17 protein-coding genes are annotated in these 20464 nt (G+C 57.0%); 4 read left to right on the forward strand and 13 right to left on the reverse strand.

All coding sequences use genetic code 11. The annotated features are described in order from the left end of the window. Nucleotides 1-52 precede the first annotated feature (52 nt). Nucleotides 53-679: a hypothetical protein gene (locus Q672_RS34135; RefSeq protein WP_022985801.1), complete on the forward strand. Its 627-nt coding sequence runs from the start codon at nt 53-55 to the stop codon at nt 677-679. Between the two features lie 115 nt (nt 680-794). On the opposite strand, the gene Q672_RS27920 is transcribed toward Q672_RS34135, so the two are convergent. Then, a complete protein-coding gene (locus Q672_RS27920) occupies nt 795-1943 on the reverse strand; it encodes an alkane 1-monooxygenase (RefSeq protein WP_022985802.1) in 1149 nt (382 codons plus the stop codon). A 144-nt stretch (nt 1944-2087) separates the two neighbouring features. On the opposite strand from Q672_RS27920, the gene Q672_RS27925 reads away from it, so the two are divergent. After that, nucleotides 2088-2753, forward strand: coding sequence for a GntR family transcriptional regulator (locus Q672_RS27925; protein ID WP_022985803.1), 666 nt, complete (start codon nt 2088-2090; stop codon nt 2751-2753). Nucleotides 2754-2892: 139 nt separating this feature from the next. Here Q672_RS27925 and Q672_RS27930 read toward each other — a convergent pair whose 3' ends face one another. From Q672_RS27930 to Q672_RS27975, 9 genes are all read right to left on the reverse strand, one after another. After that, the gene (locus tag Q672_RS27930) at nt 2893-3294 is read right to left on the reverse strand and encodes a hypothetical protein (protein ID WP_022985804.1); all 402 of its coding nucleotides are present in this window, start codon (nt 3292-3294) and stop codon (nt 2893-2895) included. Continuing rightward, nucleotides 3291-5492: an OsmC domain/YcaO domain-containing protein gene (locus Q672_RS27935; RefSeq protein WP_022985805.1), complete on the reverse strand. Its 2202-nt coding sequence runs from the start codon at nt 5490-5492 to the stop codon at nt 3291-3293. Before Q672_RS27935 ends, Q672_RS27930 begins: the two co-directional genes overlap by 4 nt. Nucleotides 5493-5681: 189 nt before the next feature. Further along, nucleotides 5682-6104 (reverse strand): hypothetical protein, encoded by a 423-nt coding sequence (locus Q672_RS27940; protein WP_022985806.1) that lies wholly within the window; start codon nt 6102-6104, stop codon nt 5682-5684. Between the two features lie 32 nt (nt 6105-6136). Beyond that, the gene (locus tag Q672_RS27945) at nt 6137-6511 is read right to left on the reverse strand and encodes a glutaredoxin family protein (RefSeq protein ID WP_022985807.1); all 375 of its coding nucleotides are present in this window, start codon (nt 6509-6511) and stop codon (nt 6137-6139) included. Nucleotides 6512-7843: 1332 nt separating this feature from the next. Continuing rightward, nucleotides 7844-8983: an acyl-CoA dehydrogenase family protein gene (locus tag Q672_RS27955; RefSeq protein WP_022985809.1), complete on the reverse strand. Its 1140-nt coding sequence runs from the start codon at nt 8981-8983 to the stop codon at nt 7844-7846. 150 nt (nt 8984-9133) lie between these two features. Next, complete coding sequence (locus Q672_RS27960; protein ID WP_022985810.1) at nt 9134-9583, reverse strand: OsmC family protein; 450 nt, start codon at nt 9581-9583, stop codon at nt 9134-9136. A gap of 175 nt (nt 9584-9758) precedes the next feature. Continuing rightward, a complete protein-coding gene (locus Q672_RS27965; protein ID WP_022985811.1) occupies nt 9759-10616 on the reverse strand; it encodes an esterase/lipase family protein in 858 nt (285 codons plus the stop codon). 91 nt (nt 10617-10707) lie between these two features. Next, on the reverse strand, nt 10708-11868 hold the full coding sequence (locus Q672_RS27970; protein WP_022985812.1) for an alpha/beta hydrolase family protein: 1161 nt from the start codon (nt 11866-11868) through the stop codon (nt 10708-10710). Next, on the reverse strand, nt 11865-12500 hold the full coding sequence (locus Q672_RS27975) for a VOC family protein (protein WP_022985813.1): 636 nt from the start codon (nt 12498-12500) through the stop codon (nt 11865-11867). The genes Q672_RS27970 and Q672_RS27975 overlap by 4 nt, the downstream gene beginning before the upstream one ends. Nucleotides 12501-12661: 161 nt before the next feature. Here Q672_RS27975 and Q672_RS27980 point away from each other — a divergent pair, with 161 nt between their 5' ends. Then, nucleotides 12662-13585 (forward strand): hydroxymethylglutaryl-CoA lyase, encoded by a 924-nt coding sequence (locus Q672_RS27980; RefSeq protein WP_022985814.1) that lies wholly within the window; start codon nt 12662-12664, stop codon nt 13583-13585. Between the two features lie 100 nt (nt 13586-13685). On the opposite strand, the gene Q672_RS33830 is transcribed toward Q672_RS27980, so the two are convergent. Next, nucleotides 13686-16220, reverse strand: coding sequence for a hypothetical protein (locus tag Q672_RS33830; RefSeq protein WP_147393894.1), 2535 nt, complete (start codon nt 16218-16220; stop codon nt 13686-13688). Between the two features lie 113 nt (nt 16221-16333). Then, nucleotides 16334-16978, reverse strand: a complete 645-nt coding sequence (locus tag Q672_RS27985; RefSeq protein ID WP_022985816.1) for a response regulator — start codon at nt 16976-16978, stop codon at nt 16334-16336. A 178-nt stretch (nt 16979-17156) separates the two neighbouring features. Between Q672_RS27985 and Q672_RS27990 the strand changes: the two genes are divergently transcribed. Further along, entirely contained in the window at nt 17157-19253 is a 2097-nt protein-coding gene (locus tag Q672_RS27990) for an ATP-binding protein (protein WP_022985817.1), read from the forward strand. Nucleotides 19254-19304: 51 nt separating this feature from the next. Here the strand turns inward: Q672_RS27990 and Q672_RS27995 are convergent, their stop codons facing one another. Beyond that, the gene (locus Q672_RS27995) at nt 19305-20441 is read right to left on the reverse strand and encodes a hypothetical protein (protein ID WP_022985818.1); all 1137 of its coding nucleotides are present in this window, start codon (nt 20439-20441) and stop codon (nt 19305-19307) included. Between the last annotated feature and the right edge of the window lie 23 nt (nt 20442-20464).

The following is a 20464-nucleotide window of genomic DNA, read 5'->3' on the forward strand; positions in this document are numbered from 1 at the left end:
AACTCTGTGCCTGCGCGGACCGACTCACTTCACCTGACAACAAGGAAAAATCATGTCCTGGCTTTCGCAACTGCTTATGCAGCTGCCAGCATTTTTGATGGTATTAAGCGGGTTTGTACTCGCCGGCATTTTCTTTCAACGGGCGCGCACCGCGGCCATTCTTGTCATCCTCGCCAGTGTTCTGACGTTGCTGCAAAGTGCCTTTTCCATCTTTACTCATAAGGTATTGCTGGAACGCATGATTGATGGCCAGCTAAGCAATGATATTTACAGTCTGATTGCCGCGGGCAGCTACACTTTTTTCTATATCGCGATCAGTGCCCTGCTACTGGCCGCGGCGTTTACCGGCCGCCGACCAGAACCTTCGCCCACAGATCACGAGGTGGCGATTCCCGCTCCTCTCAACGAGGCAAGCCCGACCCTGGCGCATCGTGGCGCACTGGTACTCATCCTTGGCCTGCTGGGACTGCTGATGTTTGCCCCGCTCGGCATCGCTGCCTGGATCATCGGCAGCAAGGATCTTGCCGCCATTCGCGATGGCCGCATGGACAAAAGCGGTGAGGGCATGACCCTGGCAGGCAAGGTACTCGGCATCATTGCCACTGTCCTGATGCTGATTGGGGTACTGGTCCTGCTCGCCGTGATGGCTATCCTGGCTAGCGAATACAGCGGTTACTGAACGGCTAGCCGCGAGTTCGCCCCATCCGTGCCAGCGACTTTCGCAGCCCGCCCCTCAACAAAAAGCCCCGGCATGGCCGGGGCTTTTTGTTTCGCGGTTAGTGATTCATTGTTTTTCAGGCAATGTTGTTCACCCGCTTCGCCTCACGGAACAGCTGGTCCATTTCACCCTCGTAGTAGGCTTCCACTCGTGGGTTCATGACTTTCTTCCACAGCGGCGGGAACAGAGCCAGAACGTACATGGCGGCATAGCCACCCGGCAGTTGTGGGCTTTCTTCGTAGTGACGCAGAACCTGGTAACGACGCTTGGCGTAAGCGTGGTGGTCACTGTGTCGCTGCAGCTGGAACAGGGCAATATTGGTCAGCAGGTAGTTGGAGTTCCAGCTGTGCGCCGGGGTTACTCGCTCGAAACGCCCTTTGTCGTTCACACGACGGTGCAGACCGTAATGCTCGATGTAGTTGATGATCTCCAGCGCCAGGGCGGCGAAGAAGCTCTGCCCCAGGAAGAACACCACACCCTGCCAGCCCCACAGGGCACCAAAGGCCACCGCGAACAGGGCAGAAATGCTGTACCACCAGATCAGCTCGTTGGACAGGCTGATGTTTTTCTTACCCTTGCGCTCCAGGTACTGCTTTTCCAGTCTCCAGGCGTTGATGAAGTTACGCACGAACGCTTTCGGCAAAAAGTCATACAGACCCTGGTTGTACTGGCTGGACGAGGCATCATCCGGCGTCGACACGTGCACGTGGTGCCCACGCACATGCTCGACCTTGAAACCGGCATAGGTCACCGATGACAGCAGCAGGCCACCCATCCAGTTTTCAATTTTCGGATCCTTGTGGATCAGTTCGTGGCCCAGGTTAATGGCAATAATCCCACCCACGGTACCGATGGAGACGATCCAGCCGATCTTGCCAAGCAGACCGTAATCGTTGGTCATAAAGATATGGCCGGCATAGAACAGCACCGCGATCCACACAAAGCCCATCAAAATGGTGAACACCCGGTAGATCACTTCCTCGGTCAGGGAAGGCACCTGCACTTCTTCATCCGGGTTGGAGGGGTCCTTGCCGATGATGTAATCGGCCACCGGAATAATCCCGAAGATGACGAAGTACATAAACCAGGCCCAGTAATCCTGGGTCCCGCTCTCTACACCGATGTACGCGGAAAACGGCACCAGCGGCACCATGGTTCCCCAGAACACCACGTAGCTCCATTTTTTTATTGTCAGCATCCGGTCCGGATTCACATTCTCGAACATGGCCTTGTCCTCGCTAGTTCAAGCCAACAGTAACAGTCATCGATGACAACATTATGCCTCATTTCCTGAATTGTCAAACAACTCAATTCATGACATATTCACCCTCATGCCGGATAATGCCGCCATCAACGGAAAGGACCCGTCATGTCACTGAAAGCCGTCAGCCTGAGCGAACAGATCGCCTCCCATCTTGCCGAGCGCATCATCAAGGGGGAGCTGCCCCCGGGGGCCCGCCTGCCGGAAAATGAGCTGGCCAAAGAGCTTGATGTGAGTACCAACTCACTTCGGGAGTCTTTCAGGCTGCTGGAGAAGCAGCATCTGATTGAGCTGCAACCGCGCAAGGGCGCGCGGGTGTGTGAGGTGACCGATGACCAGGTGAAAGACCTGTACGAATTCCTGTTCCTGCTGCTGTCGCAGCTGGCAGAACGGGCCGCCATCGTCTGGCAACCGGGGCAAATTGAGGATTTGATGAACATGCTGCCGCAGCTGGAGCAGCATTTTATGAACGATGACCTGCCCGGCGCACACCAGCTGGCCTTCCGTTTTGTGGAAATCGCCACCGTCCGCTTTGCCGGCAACCGCTACCTGCAAACCGACATTCAGGACCTGATTCCCCTGCTGAAGCGGTTTTCCTACATGGCACTGCAGGAAGACACCTCGGAATTCGATGTCTCCCTGAAAATTTTCAAACGCCTTCTGGTCAACATCGTGGGACGACGCCAGAAAGACGCCGGTGCCGATATCCGCGAATACGGGGAAAATCAGTGCCAGATCGTCCTGCGCGCCATCGCCAAGCGCAACGCCGCATAAAGGACAGTGAACCGTTAATAGTGAGGAGCAGAGCGCCCAACGCCCCTCCGTAGGAGCGTCGGTTATTCGCTACGCTCACCCTTCGGGCCGCCCTGCGGGCGTTCCTTCGCTGCGCTCGGTCGCGGCGCGATAGCCACACTCAAAGCAAACGAGAGCGCTGGCGGTCCCCTTCGTGGAAGGCGGCGAGCAAAGACCACCCCAGAAATGCCGTACAGGTGGTGAGGTAATCGCGGATCAGGAATTGCAGCAACGCCACATCCAACGCGGCATCGAAAGGCTCAAAGCGGCACTCCACCACCTCTGGCGCATCCTTTGTCTTGCTGTCATCGCTGACCACAACCTGCAACCTGGCCGCATCGGCATTCCATTCACACAGCAGGTAGCGGGAATCATCGCGCACATTCCGGTCCAACAGGCTTACCGCTTTTTCCAGCGCCGCTTCCACGCCAGCCTTGATGGCGTCCTCGTCATTCCCGGCGCAGCTCAGGGTGTACAGCACGGTCCCCTCTTGCTGAGCCGGCTCATTCCATTGCAGTGTCATGCTTTCTCTCCTGACAACCCGGCCAGGCGCGCCCGCGCCGCGTGGAGTTTCTTGTAGCTGTCGATCAGGCGCAGATGCTTGTCCAGGCCCTCGAGCTGCATGTTGGTCGGAGTCAGCCCCGGGAAGCGCACACGGCCTTCCACCGCGCCGACCACCTGTTCCATGGTCTCGTCGCCAAACATGCGCTTCAGGTTATAGAGGTAGTCGTCCAGTTCCAGCTCCTCGTCCAGCACAATCTCCAGCACCGCATTCATGGCGCGATAGAACAGCACCCGCGCCACCGTGTTGTCGTTGTACTGCAGGAACATCTCCACCTGTTCGGCCGCCTCTTCCAAACGCCCCAGGGCCAGATACACCAGCAGCTTCAGCTCCAGCACGGTGAGCTGCCCCCAGACGGTGTTCTCATCAAACTCAATGCCGATGAGGGTGATAATGTCGGTGTAATTGTCGATCTGGCTGTCTTCCAGACGCGCCACCAACGCGCCCAGCGCATCGTCGTCCAGGCGATGCAGGTTGAGGATATCCTCACGGTAATCCAGCGCCTTGTTAGTGTTATCCCAGATCAGGTCTTCCACGGGATACACCTCGGAAAAATCTGGCACCAGGATCCGGCAGGCCGGGGCGCCCAGCTGGTCATGCACGGCCACATACACTTCCTTTTCCTGCTCTTCGAGAATCGCGAACAGTTTCTCCGCTTCCTCCTCAGTGGTGCCGGAGAAATCCCAGTCCTCAAACTCGTAGTCCGCTGCCGCACTGAAGAAGCGCCAGGAAATCACTCCGGTGGAATCGATAAAGTGCTCAACGAAATTATTCGGCTCGGACACTTCCATGCTGTTAAAGGTGGGCGGCGGCACATCATTCAGACCTTCAAAGCTGCGCCCCTGCAGTAACTCGGTAAGGCTGCGCTCCAGCGCCACATGGAAGCTGGGGTGCGCGCCAAAGGACGCAAACACACCGCCGGTGCGCGGGTTCATCAGGGTCACACACATCACCGGAAATTCCCCGCCGAGAGAGGCGTCCTTCACCAGCACCGGAAAACCCTGGGCTTCCAGTGCCTTGATGCCTTCCACAATCTCCGGGTAACGGGCCAGCACCGCGTCAGGCACATCCGGCAACACGATCTCCTGCTCGATGATGTACTTCTTCACTGCCCGCTCAAAAATTTCCGACAGACACTGCACCTGCGCTTCGGCCAGGGTATTGCCGGCACTCATTCCATTGCTCAGAAACAGGTTCTCGATCAGGTTGCTCGGGAAGTACACCGTCTCGCCATCGGACTGACGCACAAACGGCAGCGAACAGATACCGCGATCCACACGCCCGGAATTGGTATCAATCAGATTGGAGGCGCCCAGCTCCCCGTCCGGGTCGTAAATCCCCCGGGTATGGGCGTCCAGGATCTCGGCAGGCAGCGCGTCATTCGGCCCCGGCTTGAACCACTTTTCATTGGGGTAATGCACGAATTCGCTGTTGGCGATCTCTTCCCCGAAGAACTGGTCATTGTAGAAAAAGTTGCAGCTCAGACGCTCAATGAATTCCCCCAGCGCGGAACACAGGGCGCTTTCCTTGGTGGCGCCCTTGCCGTTGGTGAAACACATGGGCGAAGCCGCATCACGGATATGCAACGACCAGACATGGGGAACGATATTGCGCCAGGACGACACCTCGATCTTCATCCCCAGCGTTTCGAGGATGCCACTCATGGTGGCGATGGTGTCCTCCAATGGCCGGTCCTTGCCCTCAATCAGCGTCCGGCCCGCCTGCTCCGGGTTCACCGTCAGCAGCGCCTGGGCATCTTCATCCAGGTTCTCTACCGCTTCAATCTGGAAGTCGGGACCGGTCTGCACCACCTTCTTCACCGTACACCGGTCAATGGCCCGCAAAATGCCTGTGCGATCCTTGTCGGAGAGGTTCTCGGGCAGCTCCACATGAATCCGGAAGATCTGGTTATAGCGGTCTTCCGGGTCGACAATATTGTTCTGCGACAGGCGGATATTATCCGTGGGGATATCCCGGGCCTTGCAGTACACCTTCACGAAATAAGCGGCACACAGGGCTGACGACGCCAGGAAGTAGTCAAACGGACTGGGGGCTGAGCCATCACCCTTATAACGGATGGGCTGGTCGGCAATCACCGTGAAGTCGTCGAATTTGGCTTCCAGACGCAGGTTGTCGAGAAAGTTGACCTTGATTTCCATGAGGGTACAGCCGAGGTTGGGAGGTGAGTGAATCCAGGAGCATTATCCCGGTTTTGACCCTCCCCGTCTTGCACCGCGGGCAACACGGCTTATCGTAGAAAACGGGCGACCGACCACGATCACCCTGGCGCGGAAATCGGCCCCGGCGAAGCCCCCCTTCTACCCGCCCCCGAGCCCGCCCGGAAACACTCATTCCGCAATCTGGCAAACGCCTTGCCCTGAGGCGTGAAGCGACCTGCAGAAGCCCGCCACATCCGGGTTCTCGAACTCACTGGAAATCAACTCACCCGGAATCAGCCCTTCATCCCAACGGGTGGTCATCAATAGATGGTGACCCGCCTCTTTATCCTCAAAAATCTCCACCACCGCATGGGTCTGGTGAATATAGAGGTCACGAAGATCCTTTCGACAACGTAGCTCGCTCCTTGAATCTTCACCGCAGTCATAGCCCGCCCCGGAAAAGTACTCCGTTGCCATCTGCAGAAGTTCCGGTGCCGCTAGAGTCTCTTCGGTCGTGATCACCCTGGCATGGTCTCCCGCCACATTGGTACAACCGGCTAACCCAACCCACATCCCAAAGACCACAACCCGCACAACACAATCCGACTTCATAGACTCGCCCTTCACAACGCCAAAACGTACGACTACCTATACCCTGCCTGCTGATAAAGCCGATCACGATAACGCCCCAACACTCTCTCAGGATCCGGTCTCACCATCATCTCACCATTCACATCGATCACCGGAAGCTGATAACGCCCGGTGGACAGCCCTGCTGCCTGCATACGCGAATGCAAACGCTCAGCAACTTGCCGATCATCAACGATAAAGTAACGGTAATTCACCCCATTACGCTCAAACACCTGCAACGCACGCTGCGTCCAACCACAGGTATCACGTCCATAAACCGCGATGTAAGAACGCGCCTCCAACGGAGCCACGCTGGTCTTTGGGGCAAACCTGTCCCAAGCCTGGTAGCCGGCGACAAGAAATAAAATGAGGATCAGCAGGTTCTTCAATGTATGCCTTTAGCGTCAACGTTGGGGGGGGGCATTGGTTAATTATAAGCTCAGAGTTTCCTTTTTGATCCCGGAGACTCGATCCTGAACCATACGCCTCAACATAACGCCGATGACAGGAGTAATTTCAGGCTGCCCCGTAGCTCAAACTAACAACCTGCCAAACGGCACCATCCCATTCCCAGACTTCCGAAAACGCCACTATCAACCCTTGGGAGTGACCAGAAACGGTATACCCTTGGCCTGTTATTGTGGTGCTGTTACCCGTACTCCGAATCCTTAGCGCTGTATCGTGCTTCCGCCCGCCTTGGGGAAACCAACGCCCATTACGTTTGGCTGACGAGATAGCGTCGATCTGGGATTTCCTGGATTGAATACCCCACTCTGTAGTAATGGTAAAATGGTTTGCCTGAACCCGGGCAAGGTGCTCAACATCACCTGCGAAAAAAGCTGAGTACCAGTTTTCTCGTACTTGTGTCAGATCTTCATGATGCATGAACAGACCGTGTCCCAAAAAGTGGTTACAGATCAGACTAATTGAGTGCAGCGAAATTTGATCCGCTGCAGTTTCTTGTTATGTGACATCAGCGCACCCTCTAGAGCTTTAGGTACGCTATATAGATAGCCAAGAGTGAAATAGATGTTGCTACCACCCATTTCCATTCCTTATTAAGGAACCCTCCCGTAGCTATCACAGCTCTTGCAAGCCACGGTCTCTTAAAGTGCCCCTCACCGGACTCGTTTTCGTCAAGGATGTGCTCCAGGGTCGAATCAACAAACTCACCAGTCCACCACCTTTTCATTCGATTAAACATTCAAGATCTCTTAGAGACACATAACAGCGTATTCAGTCGAACGAATCGACTTAACTCAATTCGACATATTTATTTTCGCTTTTGCGGTTTTACCCAAAAAAACTTCCGCACTAACAATTACTTAAGCCGTAGCTGAGAACTTCTCCCATCCGACAAAACTCGAATCGTTCGACATAATGCCGGGACGACCGTACTGTTCCGCCGATTTACCCCTCCAATAAAAGCACTCTATATCAATCACTTAGCCTTTTCTGTAAGCCATATCTTACACACCATGCCCTGCTATCCGTTGAGCACGGCTTATGCCACTAATTAGTGGCATCATTTTTCCGGGCCGGTTTCGGTTTTTCTTCCAACGATCCGGTTGCGCCTGCAGGCAGGCTCCCACGAAAGACCGCCCAAACCAATCCGGTTTTGACTTTGGCTTTCCTCATAGCTCAAAGCTCGTAGCTGATTTTCCCCAACCATAAAAAAACGCGACCGAAGCCGCGTTCTTGTTCGACATCCCCTGGGGGAATTACCGGCCGAGAATATCCCGGGAGATAATTTCTTTCATGATCTCGCTGGTACCGCCGTAGATACGCTGGATACGGGCGTCCACATAATCACGGGAGATCGGGTACTCCTGCATGTAGCCATAACCACCGAACAGTTGCAGACACTTGTCGGCGACCACGCCCTGCAACTCGGTGGTGGTGAGCTTGGCGATGGAGGCGTTGGTGGTGCTGAGTTCGCCTTTATCGTATTCGGTGGTGCACTGGCTGCAGAACGCTTTGTTGATCTGGGTCTGGGCGTGCAGGTCCGCCAGCACGTAGCGGGTGTTCTGGAACTTGCTGATCGGTTGACCGAAGGCCATGCGCTCCTGCGTGTATTCAATGGTGCGCTCGATCATGCCTTCACAGGCGGCCACAGCACCCAGGGCGAGGATCAGGCGCTCGCGGGGCAGCTCGTTCATCAGGTTGGCAAAGCCTTTGCCTTCGCCACCCAGAATCTGGTCGGCGCTGAGCGTGACGTCTTCAAAAAACAGCTCGGAGGTATCGGCCGCGTGGTGGCCCATTTTTTCCAGGTTACGGCCACGGGAAAAACCGGGCAGGGTGCAATCCACGGTGAACAGGGTCATGCCTTTGGAGCCGGCATTGGGGTCAGTCTTGGTGGCCAGTACGATCACGTCGCAGTGCTGACCGTTGGTGATGAAGGTCTTCTGACCATTGATCACGTAATTATCGCCGCTCTTGTCGGCACGGGTCTTCATACCCTGCAGGTCGGAACCGGCACCGGGCTCGGTCATGCCGATAGCGCCAACGGCTTCGCCGGAAACCATTTTCGGCAGCCAGGTCTGCTTCTGATCTTCTGAACCCAGGTGAAGAATGTAGGGGGCAACAATGTCGGAATGCACAGACAGGTTAGAGGCCAGGGCGCCGTAACCGGCACGCGAGCACTCTTCGATGATGACGGCCGACAGGGTGAAGGTGGCGCCGAAGCCGCCGTACTCTTCCGGTACGTCAACGCACAACAGGCCGTTTTCGCCCATTTTGTTCCACAATTCGCGGGGGAATTTTTCGTCTTTTTCCCACTGGTTGTAGTAGGGGGCCACTTCGTTTTCGAGGAATTTCTTGACGTTGTCGCGGAACAGTTCGATTTCGTTCTGATCAAGCATACTGGCTAGTCCTGTTGGTCAATAACGGGCACGGGCAAGGCCCTGCCGGCAAAATATGGCCAACATTCTAGCGACAAGCCGGGCGGCTCACATCCTCCCGGGGTGACCCTTCGGTCCGTTGTATACCCCGGCAGGATCACGCCCTGTCATTTACGCCGGTTCGACGACGATATCTGCGGTAAGCGAATTAGCCACAAAACAGTTGCGGTGTGCACTGTCGTGAAGCTTGCGCAGGGCCGGGCCATCCAGATCGGTTTCGTCGAAGACCACCCGCGGCCGCAGCACAATGCGGGTGATGGCCATGCGGCCGTCGGCGTTCTTTTCCACAACGCCCGAGGGCTGATCGATGTAACTGAGGACTTTGATGCCGCGCTTGGCGGCGATGGAAAGGAACGTGAGCATGTGACAACTGGCGGTAGCAGCGACAACCGCTTCGTCCGGGTTGACCCGATTGGTCTGGCCAAAAAAGTCTGGCGAGGCCGACGCCTGCACGACCTCCCCTCCCCCCAGGGTCCATTCGTGATCCCGGTTGAAGGATTCATAGTCGAACGGTGTGTTCGGCTTGAGATGCCAGGCTACCGTTGCACCATATTCATTCATGGTCGATCTCCCTTTCTCTACACGATGACTTTCACCATGAGCCGGTTGGCGCCGAAAGGCAACTCAACCAAGGTCGATCTTGATCACCGTCAAGGTTTGGTGGGTAGACGGCGGTTTTACCGTGAATGAAGGGCAACATAGCATCCGCCACCCTCAGCTCGCCGGGGCTTCAGGGTTACTCCGCACTCGGAACCGGTTTGAGCAGACAGCGCTCAACCTGATCCATCACCCGGGTGCTGTACAGCAACGCGCAGTGTCCCAGATAGGGCACATTGATGTTTTCTTCTGCCCCGTGCAGCACGGCGGTGGACACCGGCAGGACGAAGTTGTCCATGTTGGAGTAGATGGAAAAATAGCGGGCACTGCCAGGGCAGGGCTCCCCGGTAGCCAGTTCGCGAATGAACGGGCTTTGATAGCGCAGCTGCGCGGCGGCGCCCAGCGGCGGGAACAGGGCAGCAATACGCGAACCATAGTGTGGGCTGCCCAGCGTCACCACGCGGTCCACTTTACCGTCCAGCCCCAGATTTTTCATGGCGTAACGGGTCAGCGGGCCGCCCATGGAATGGCAGATCAGATGAGCTTTTTCTGCGCCGGTGGCATCGAGAATACGCTGAACGTGGTCGACCACCTGCTGCGAGAGTTTACGGGCATTGATGTGCGGCGGGGTGTAGCTCACTGAATAGACGTTGGACCAGCCACGCCATTTAAGTCGCCACTGCATGAACAGAAAGTTGGCGCTGTTACCGCCGTAGCCATGCACCAGAATCACCGGCACCTCACCATGATGGCGGGTACGCGCCGGTGACGCATCGTGGATCAGACGCAACGGATAACTGGCCACCAACAGGGTCAAGGCGGCAGCTTCCTTGACAATGCCGAGCACCACCGACAGCGGGCGCAACGGCTCTTCTCCCGGCAAAACCGCCTGCTCCGGGAAACTGCGGCGGTCGTAATACCAGCACAGGTAAAACGCCAGGGTGGTCAATACCGTGCCCAATACCAGCAACGCCAGCAACAACAGGATCACGCTCATAAACAGGCCGCCTCTTTCGAATTCTTTTTATCGACACTACCAGCCGGCACCGAGTGCCGGTACCAGCCGGTAAGACTGTCAGACAGGATGGCTACATGAGCCCTTTCGCCGAAAGCCACTCGGTGCAGTCACTCACAGCTTCAGCCATCTTGTCCTGCTGGCCGAAATAATAGTGGTTAGCGCCTTTCACTTCACGCAGCTCGGCCTGTCCCGGGGCAAAACTGTCATACAAACGGTGCGTGTGGCTGGGGGTACAGGCGTTGTCGGCGGTGTTGCCGATCACCAGCGCCGGTATGCGGATGCGTTTGGCGCAGGCCGGGCCATTGGCACGGGAATCATCAAAGCTCCACTGGCTGAGCCAGCCCCGCAAGGTGTTGAAACGGGCCAGCGCCACCGGGCCATTGTTGACGGTTTCCGGGTCACCGAGATAGCAGGTTCCGGGGGCGCGTTCATTGGGGTCTTGTTCCGGGTCCAGCCAGCGCACATCACACATGGTGCGATGTACCACGAAACCAAACTCTTCCGTGTTCTGGCCCTTGCTGCGGAAGTCTTCCAGCTTGCTTTTCACCCAGTCGGTAATGCGCCGGTTGCGGTCGATCTGTGCCTGGCGGAAGCGGGCCACAAACGCCTCGCTGTAGGGCGGCTGATTGGGGCAGTCCGGATGATAGATGTCCAGTTCCCGGTCTCGGTCGTCCGGGTTGTTCTCGTCCTTCACCGACGGGTCCAGCCATTCGGTCATGGTAATGGCACGGGACACATGGGCTGCCAGCAACAGGATGCCGTCGGCGGGAATCAACTTCTGGGACACCAGATCGTAGGGGTCGCCCGCGGGGGTCTCGGTAATCTGCGGGTCTTCCGCTTCGGCCTGGTACATCAGACTCAGGGAACCGCCGCCCGACCAACCACCCAGCACCACTTTCTCGTAACCCAGCTTTTCTTTGGCATAGCGCACACACGCGCCCAGATCCGCCACCACTTTTTCCATCAACAGGGCACTGTCGGCACCGCGATAGCGACTGTTGCAATAAATCACCGACAACCCGGCCCTGGCCAGCGCCGACACCATCGGCAGGTAGGCGCCACCGCCCACCGGGTGCATGAACACCACCACGGTCTTGCCGGGCCCCCTTTTCGGGGTCAGCAGGTGGGCTTCCAGGGTCACCAGGTCCATAGGGCCGGCATAGGTATCCTTGAAGCTGGATTGCTCGGTAAACGCGATCAGATGCGGGGTGCGGTCGTAGTGCTTGCTCATTCTGCCTGTTCCTTGTTCTTGTCTTTCTCGACCGCGGCTTTCACTTTGGAAAAATCGGTCTTGCTCATGTCGATGCCGCGCATGTCCAGGGCGGCGCCAAACAGCGCCTCTTTCTGGGCTCGGGTGTTTGCTGTCCACGCCTTGAGCGCATCGTGGGCCTGGGCGGCATCCGCTTCCACCACATGGTCGTAACTGGGATCACGCACCGTGATTTCCAGCGGAATGCCGTTGGGGTCGACAAAGTAGATGGAATGAATGAATTCATGGTCTACCGGGCCAAAGCAGGGGCGGCCGGCCTTGTTGATGCGACGGCGCCAGTCTTTCAGCTCTTCCATGGTGTCCACTTCGAAGGCCAGGTGGAGATCAAAGGCATGGCGCGGGCGAAACATCATCTCGTCGGCACTGTCCGGGGCATCAAAGAAGGCCACGAAGTTGCCATCCCCCATCTGGAAGAACAGATGCATGTAATCCACCTTGCGGCCGGTGCCGGGCTCTTCATCGAACACCATGGCCAGGGTCAGTGGCATGCCCAGCACATCCTCGTAAAACCAGCGGGTCTGTTCCGCATCGCGGCAGCGGTAGGCGCCGTGATGAACGTGTTTGAGCGTGGCACAGGGGGTCAGGCTGCTCATGGAGTCGCTCCTGTTTGTTATCGGTATCAGTGGCCCATTGTGGTCACAGGGGCGCGCCGAACTGAAAACCGAAACCACCAAGAACTTGTCAGTTCTGGCCACTCGCGCATGCCGTTGCACAGTGGCACACTGAGCGCCCAGTTAACGGGTAGGACAAAGGTATGAGCGACCAGGCCATCATCAATGAAGTGGGGCTGCGCGACGGGCTGCAGAACCAGCCGGTAACCGTCGACACCGACACCAAGGCACAGCTGGCCCGGTTGCTGGTAGACGCGGGCATGCGCTGCCTGGAACCAGTGAGCTTCGTGAGCCCGAAAGCCATTCCGCAAATGGCCGACGCCGCGGCGCTCACCCCCCTGCTACCCCACGACGAGGGCCTGCATTACACCGCGCTGGTGCCCAACCTGAAGGGCTACCAGCTGGCGCGGGACGCAGGCTACCCCACGGTGGCGCTGGTGCTGTCCACCACCGATACCTTTAACCAGCGCAACCTGAACATGAGCCTGGAACAGGCCGCCCAAAGCTGCGAGGCGATCATTGCCGCCGCAAAAGAGGACGGCATCGCCACCCGCACCTACATTGCCGGTTCATTCGCCTGCCCTTACGACGGCCCCATGCCAGTCACCCTGCCGCAGAAACTGGCCGCGCGCATGTTTGCCGCCGGTAGCGACGAAGTGGCCATCGCCGACACCATTGGCGCCGGCAACCCCCAGCAGATGAAGGACATCATGGCGCCGCTGATCCGGGAATTCGGGGCGGAGAAATTCTACGTACACCTGCACGACACCCGCGGGTTGGCTGCTGCCATGGCCTGGGCCGCCGCAGATCTGGGTGTGCGCCGTTTCGATGCCTCGGTGGGCGGCCTGGGCGGCTGCCCGTTTGCCCCCGGTGCCACCGGCAACATGGCCACGGAAGATCTGGTCTACCTGCTGGAAAGTGCCGGCCTGAAGACCGGTATTGATGTGGAAAGATTGCGCGCCGCGGTGGCGCTGGCGCAGCAAGCGACCCAGCGACCACTGGGTGGCCGCATCCTCAGCTGGATGGAATCCCAGGAGAACCAGGGCAAGACGCCCTGCCTGTGGTAATCGGCCAACAAAGAGGCCAACCCCCACCATCAATAACGCCGGGCAACCTCACTGCCCGGCGTTTCATTGTATGGCGTCTTATCGCCTGTCTATCCCGTTATCAGGGTGTGTAGGGATAACGGAACTCGCCAGACAAGGAAATGGCATCATCATTGTTGGGCAGGACCGGCCCCATATTCCTCGCCACCAGGGTTGCGATATACGTCCCTTCTACCACGCCATCGCTTACGCTGGTCACATTGATGGTACAGGAGGCGCCTTCAGACAGGTTTTGGGTGCCTGACTGGGTGTAGGTCGCGCCGTAGGGAATGTTGGCCGGCGTTGACAGTGACATGGTCGGCTTCAAGCCACCCACATCAGTGTTGCAGGTAAAGCTGCCCACCTGCATGGGAATGTTGGACCACACCATCCGCAGCTGATTGTTCGGCGATTCCAGATCACTGAACACCCTGGAGAAGTAACCGTTACTGCCGTTGGAGGAATACTCCGAGGCCAGCTGAAAGCGCTCCCCCTGGGTGAAATGCGTGTTGCCATCATCAATGGTCATGGAAATCCCCTGGGTTTCCTGACCCAGGGCGCCTTCATCACCGCCGTTGTCAGCATGGAAGGTCTGCGTGGTGAAGTTACGGAACTTGCCATGCACGACCAGGGTTCGCTCGGCCGCCGGCAATTCAATATCGCCTGTCCCCAACCCTGAGCCAAAGGCGGCACCGCCCCCATTACTCGGCCCCATCAAGGTAGCCGTATACGTGCCCACATATTTACGGCCGGCATTCTGTTCGACGGTAACCGTACAACTGCCCCCGTTGGCACTCTGGAACTTGAACAGCGGGTCACTGACCGTCACCCACCCCATCTTCAGAGTCACTTCCGTGTCCCCATCCTCGCAGCTGTACTCTCCAGCTTCCGGGTTATTGTTGCTGCCGGCCTGGATCTCGAATTTCAGCGTGTGGTCAGGATGTGAGCCATCCAGCAATGGCCTGCCACCCAGGAAATGGCCAGAGCGCATTTCGCGAGTACCGCTATCAATGGTCATGTCCCAACGGATTTCATCTGCCAGCGCCGGCGCCTCACCCTCTGTGCCCGTGTGAATGAAAATACGGAACTGGCCACCGCTCAGGGTGATTTGTTCATCATCCTTGTCGTTGCTTAGCGTGGCGCTGATGATGCGGCCTTCCGTGGCGCCATTGCTGAAGTGGTAATCCACGTACAGCTCGCACTCTGTAGCCGTCCAGGTTTTCTGCACCACTGGGCTGGCAGCGTAGTCTACCGTCAGCAGGGAGACACCCGTACTCTGGCCACACAGCTGGGTGCCCAGATTGCCGTGGGCCACGTTCACCTGAGCCCAGGCCAGATCATCGCCATTAAACGGCGTCGAATTAATGGTGTTGTAATCACTGTCATAGTTATGGGCACGAATCTGGCGCTTGGCCGTGCTGGCCATGAACGATTCGATAAACGGTTGCTCCAGGGCCCAGACCTTGCCATCGTGCACCACTGCGACACCATTGCGCATCTCCAGCAACTCCGCACCGGGCTCCGGTTCCGGGTCTGTGCTGTCTTCCTGAATCAGGGCACGCGTGGTTGCACCAGCCCCGTCATCATGAATGATTTCCATGACCTCCAGGTCTGCGTTGAGATACAACCGTACGCGCTCGTCGCTATCAGACTGGCCATAATTCACCGCGACACGACGGTCGGTGGCCACATTGGTACGGTCATAAATTTCAACAATGTCGGCAACGGTAAAACCGATGTCGGTGTCAAAATCGATATCACCCTGTGCCGAAATGATAACGGTGCCACGGGCATGGTTACGGGTGGCACTTCCACAACTCGCGCAGTAACCCGGGTCACCCTCGCCATTACCGATCACCGTGTAAGTACCGGCGTAATTCGTGAGTACGTTGAGGTTCGCGGGTAATTCCGGGTCAACCGGTTCTTCGTCTTCCGGCGCGTCCGGGAACTGGCCCAGGTTGCCGTCTTTCACCAGATTCAGCAGTGCGTTGTAATCAGCGATAGAGGGGTCGTCATCAATGGCTTCCTGGATCGCATCCAGCACCTGGTCCCAGGCATCGCCAACCGCCAGCGCGGTGCTGAACGGGTCGCCGCCGGGCAGGGTAAAACCGGCATTGGTCATGGCCGTAAGCAGCTCGGTTTTCTTGCTGGCAATGGTGCTGGCATCAGGCCAGTTGGCCGGGGTCGCAATCCAGCTGCCGTCGGCAAGGCCGGTAGCGAGGGCCAGCACCATGTCGGTGATCGGGGTGATATTGATCGTTCCTGCCTGACTGGCATAGCTGCGCAGGGTTACCGAGGGCGTGCCGCCGGTTACCGTCAACACACACGGCAAGGCAGTGCTGGTGATGTCGCCACTCCAGACCCCATCGGCATTGGTGGTAACGGTGGACGTGAAGCCACTGCCATCGGCACATTCTGCGGTAACGGTGCCGGTCTGGATGGCGGCACCGACGGCTGCAGTACCAGAAAGGCTTGACGCGGCCGGCGCAGACGGGCCACCGCCTCCGCCATTACCGCCCGAACTATCGCGACTGCTGTCGCCGCCACAACCTGCCACGGCCAGGATGACCCCCAGCAGTCCGGCACGAAACACGAACTTCCCTATTGTTGGCTGCATACCCGATCCCCACGCTGCCTGATTAAAATGGATACTGGCAGCATAGGAGTGGTGGGGAAATTTCAGCACCCCTTAAACAGGGGGGAGGAAACCGGTAAGCACGGGGGGCTCGTTCAGGAGGGATTCACCAGCCCCATATGGATCGCTTTCAGGGTCGCTTCCGCACGGGTATTGACCTGCAGCTTGGCGTAGACGTCTTTCATGTAACCGGCCGCCGTATAGTGGGAGATACCCAGCTTCTGGGCTGCATGCTTCACGCTCAATCCCTTGGCGATCAAGGTCAGGATTTCTTTTTCCCTTGGTGTCAGCGTAACTTCCTTTTCACCGAAAACAGGATGAAACTGCTCAAGAAGCCGTCGGGCGATAGACGCCGATAGCGGAGGACGCCCGGCAAGAATTCCCGAAAGCTGGTCACTGAATTCTGCTTCAGTATCATCTTTTAACAAGTAGCCATCAGCACCAGACCGCAAAGAGCCAAAAAGATGCTCGGCATCGTCGAAGATGGTGGTCACGACACACATGGCTTCACGGTTGGCTTCCTTGAAAGGGCGAATTAATTCCACCCCGCTTCCGTCAGGCAGCCCCAAATCAATCAGCGCCAGATCATAGGCCTGCTCGCGAATTTTTTCCTGGGCTTGCAACAGCGTGCTGGCCTGCTCTATGCGCTCAGGTGACAGTAAATTCATTACCTGATCGCGCAGCCATTGAGCCACATCTGGCAGATCCTCAACAATCAATACCTGCCTGATTGCATCCATGCTTGTGCTCCAAACTCGCGATAAACATAAAATGTGATTCAACACACACAAATCATATATTCTTCAACATGCCAAAAACAGATTGTTCGAAGAACGCTAGTAGTAATCGCTGACAACCCCAAGGATCAACCCCCCGAAAGCGGGGGTGGGACAATGTCTTTGCACACAGGGAACATGCATGCTTTCGCTGAAAACACGAATTATCACCGGGCTTTTCCTTGTCGCGCTTTATGGCCTGACGGCCATCGCCATCGCGCTGACCCTGCCCTCCAGCAACATGGTTTTTCAACAGAATAACGAACAACTTGTCGCCCACCTTCCGGATTCAGGAAAAGTGACGGTGGTTGCGTTCAGTAATGGCCAATCCACCCTTCCCGCCACGCCCACCCTGCTACTGGAAGAGCCGGATGTGCTGCCTTACTACAGCGATCTCAATCGTTTTTTCGACACACATAGCAAACTGTCCCAATGGCTTACCGAGGGCACGTTGCTGCTGGTAGATGACGCCGACAACCACTACCCCGTGCAGTCAAAGCAACGCCAGCTGACCCAGCTTCCCGGCCTTTTCTGGTTACAGCTGGTCTGCGGGCTAGCCGGAATGGTGATTTGTATACTTGTCTGGGTACCCGCCAAGCGCGAGCTTTCCATCCATTCATTCGCGGTAACAGGGCTGAGTTACGTCTTGTTCTCTTCGGCCGCGGCAATCTACAGCACCCGTGATTTTTTTATTTCCGGCTCACTGTTTACCTGGCTGTCCGGTCTGAATCATTTTGGCGCCTTGCTGTTTTCCGCATCGCTCGCCGCTTTCCTGTGGAACTACCCGCGCCGCTTCCCGTATCGCTGGCTTACCGCAGGGTTTTACCTCACGTTTGCCGTGGCCATCGTTATTGATCAAGGACAATGGGTTGCAAGCCCGGTTGACGGTTTTCATTCCTGGGTGATGGGGATCTTTCTGGCGGGGTTATTAGGTTCAGTCTGGCAGTGGCGGCAAACGCGACAACAGCAGGGCGACCGATCCGCGTTACGCTGGGTCGTCATTTCCATTGTTGCGGGCACCGCCTTTTTCGCCGGCGGCATGATTCTTCCTGCCATGCTCCAGGTCGCTCAACCGGCTTCTCAGGGTTTGCTTTTTACCACTTTCCTGCTGATGTATCTGGGCATGGCATTAGGCGTGGTAAGGCATCGCCTTTTCGCACTGGAGCCGTGGTGGTTTTCGTTATGGTCCTGGTTGTTGGGCGGCCTCTTTATCATGCTCACGGATCTGCTGCTGGCCATGATGCTCAGCCTCTCCGGGCCGGTCACGCTGACCCTGTCCGTCGCCCTGATTGGCTGGTTGTACTTCCCGTTACGCCAGTATCTGTGGAAAAAAATGTTCCTTCGCCATCGGCAGGAACTGGATGAGTGGTTGGCACAGGCTTTGCCCGCCATGCTCAAAGCCCAACAGGATACCCAGGCCAATGCCGGCATGAAGCAAGCGTTGAACGCGGTATTCCAGCCCCTTGCGATTGACGTGCAACCCATGATGGATAGTCACATTCACATTCCTGATAAGGGACAAACCCTGATTGTGCCTGAACCCCTGGAGCAACGTACCTGGAAGCTGCAGCACGCCCAACAAGGCGGGCGCATTTTCAATCGACAGGATACACAAGTAGCCAGCCTGGTATTGTCACTGCACCAGCTGGTGACTGAAGCCAGGATTGCACACGCCAAGGGAGTCAGAGAGGAGCGGCTTCGCATACGCAGGGATATGCACGATGACCTCGGCGCCAAACTGCTGCAGTTACTGCACCGTTCCTCCGACACCACCAAACCCCTGGTTCGCGAAGCCATTCACGACTTGCGGGATCTTCTCAAGGACATGGAAGGAGAATCACTCTCCCTGGAAGCCGCGACCCTCCAGTGGCAGGAAGAAACCCTGCAGCGCTGCAAAGATCATGGCGCAGAACTGGTTTGGCAAGCCCGCGCCAGTACAACGGTTTTAGGCGCCAGCGAGTTCAGTGAGCTAACCCGGATGCTGCGTGAAGCGGTGACCAATGCCCTCAAACATGCTTCAACCACCGTCTTGTCTGTCACCGTTGAACAACGCGGCTCGGTTTTAACACTGATAATCGAGAATGACGGCGTGAACGCAGATCATCCCGAGGGTCCGGTACGGGGTCTGAAAATCATGGACAGCCGGGCTCGCAAACTGGGAGGAGACTGCCAATACCGCAAGGTTCAGGGTCGCTGGCAGGTCAGGCTGGAAGTTCCTCTCTCCAGCACCATGGTCTGATACCACGGCGAAAAAAAGGGCCGCAATGCGGCCCTTTTTATCGCTTCGCCTTCAGCGCGAGGAGGCCGCTTTCACGGCAACCATGCCAACCAGCCCTTGGGCCAGAGTCTGTGTTTCTGCGTCATAGGACGCAGGAATCAGATTAACCTGGTAGCGGGTAATGTCTCTGGCTGTGGAATTGGACGTTCCACTCATGGCACTCAACAAACCCAGTCCCTTGCTGAGACCAGAAGTAAGCTTGTCCGTTGTGGTCGTGACATTCTCGATGCTGCTGTAGAACGCGTTGGGCGTAGCCAGCGCATTGCTGGTGCTGAATACCGGCATATGGGTTGTCTTGATCATGCACTCTTCCTTGCCAAAACGACTCCAGCATTTTTGCTGTGCCACCGGCTGGAAGCGAACATCTCCACGAGCGGTTAGCTGAATCGTGGCATCCACCTTGGCGGAGTCCTTGTTGGAAAGCCCGGCAAAAGTTTTATGGCCATCCGACTCCAGCTTGGCAAAGTCGATCAGGATATTGATGTTCACACCAGTGAGTCCAAGATCCTTGATCAGGCGACCTTCATGTTGTTGGGCAGAACTGCCCGCTGCAGCCTTGAACGCTTGGCCAAAACCGCTTGCCGTGCCGATGTAACGAGGATCAGAAATAGTCTCTCCCTCACGGCCCATCACCAGATAACGTGTGCCCCCTGTTCCCTTGTACTCAAAGGGGCTTTCCCGGCCTTCAGCATGCATGGCCTGGTAATGAGGGTTCGCCTTCAGGGTCTGATGCGGCACCACCTCAAACCCCGCTTTGGCCAGCTGCTGCTCAGCGTTATCACAGGCCTGGTTGGCAAGACGTTGCATCTCGGCTTCTTCTACCCCTTTGGCCGCATACGTTACGGTCACTTTGACATCGGAACGGCGGGTTGTACCCGTGGCGCGGGTGGCATCGGAACGGAAGCCGCCGCTGGTTGAGGCAGACGCTGCACTGTTGACACCAAACATGACGTTGCAGGACAACACCCCGATCTTGTCGACCCCTTCCATGTACTTTTCGTTTTCCGCTGCAATAAAGGTGTCCGCCTGGCTGGCGGCAGAACCCTTGGCATCATAGGTCGGTGCTTCGCTTGCGGTGGTTGCACAACCGGACACCAGTACGGTTAGCGCCATGGCTGGAACAGCCTTGTTCCCAAATGTCATTTTCATTGGTTTTCCCCGTGGATTTTTTT

Origin of the sequence: Alcanivorax sp. P2S70, from assembly GCF_000475295.1 — a bacterium.
GTDB lineage: Bacteria > Pseudomonadota > Gammaproteobacteria > Pseudomonadales > Alcanivoracaceae > Alcanivorax > Alcanivorax profundi.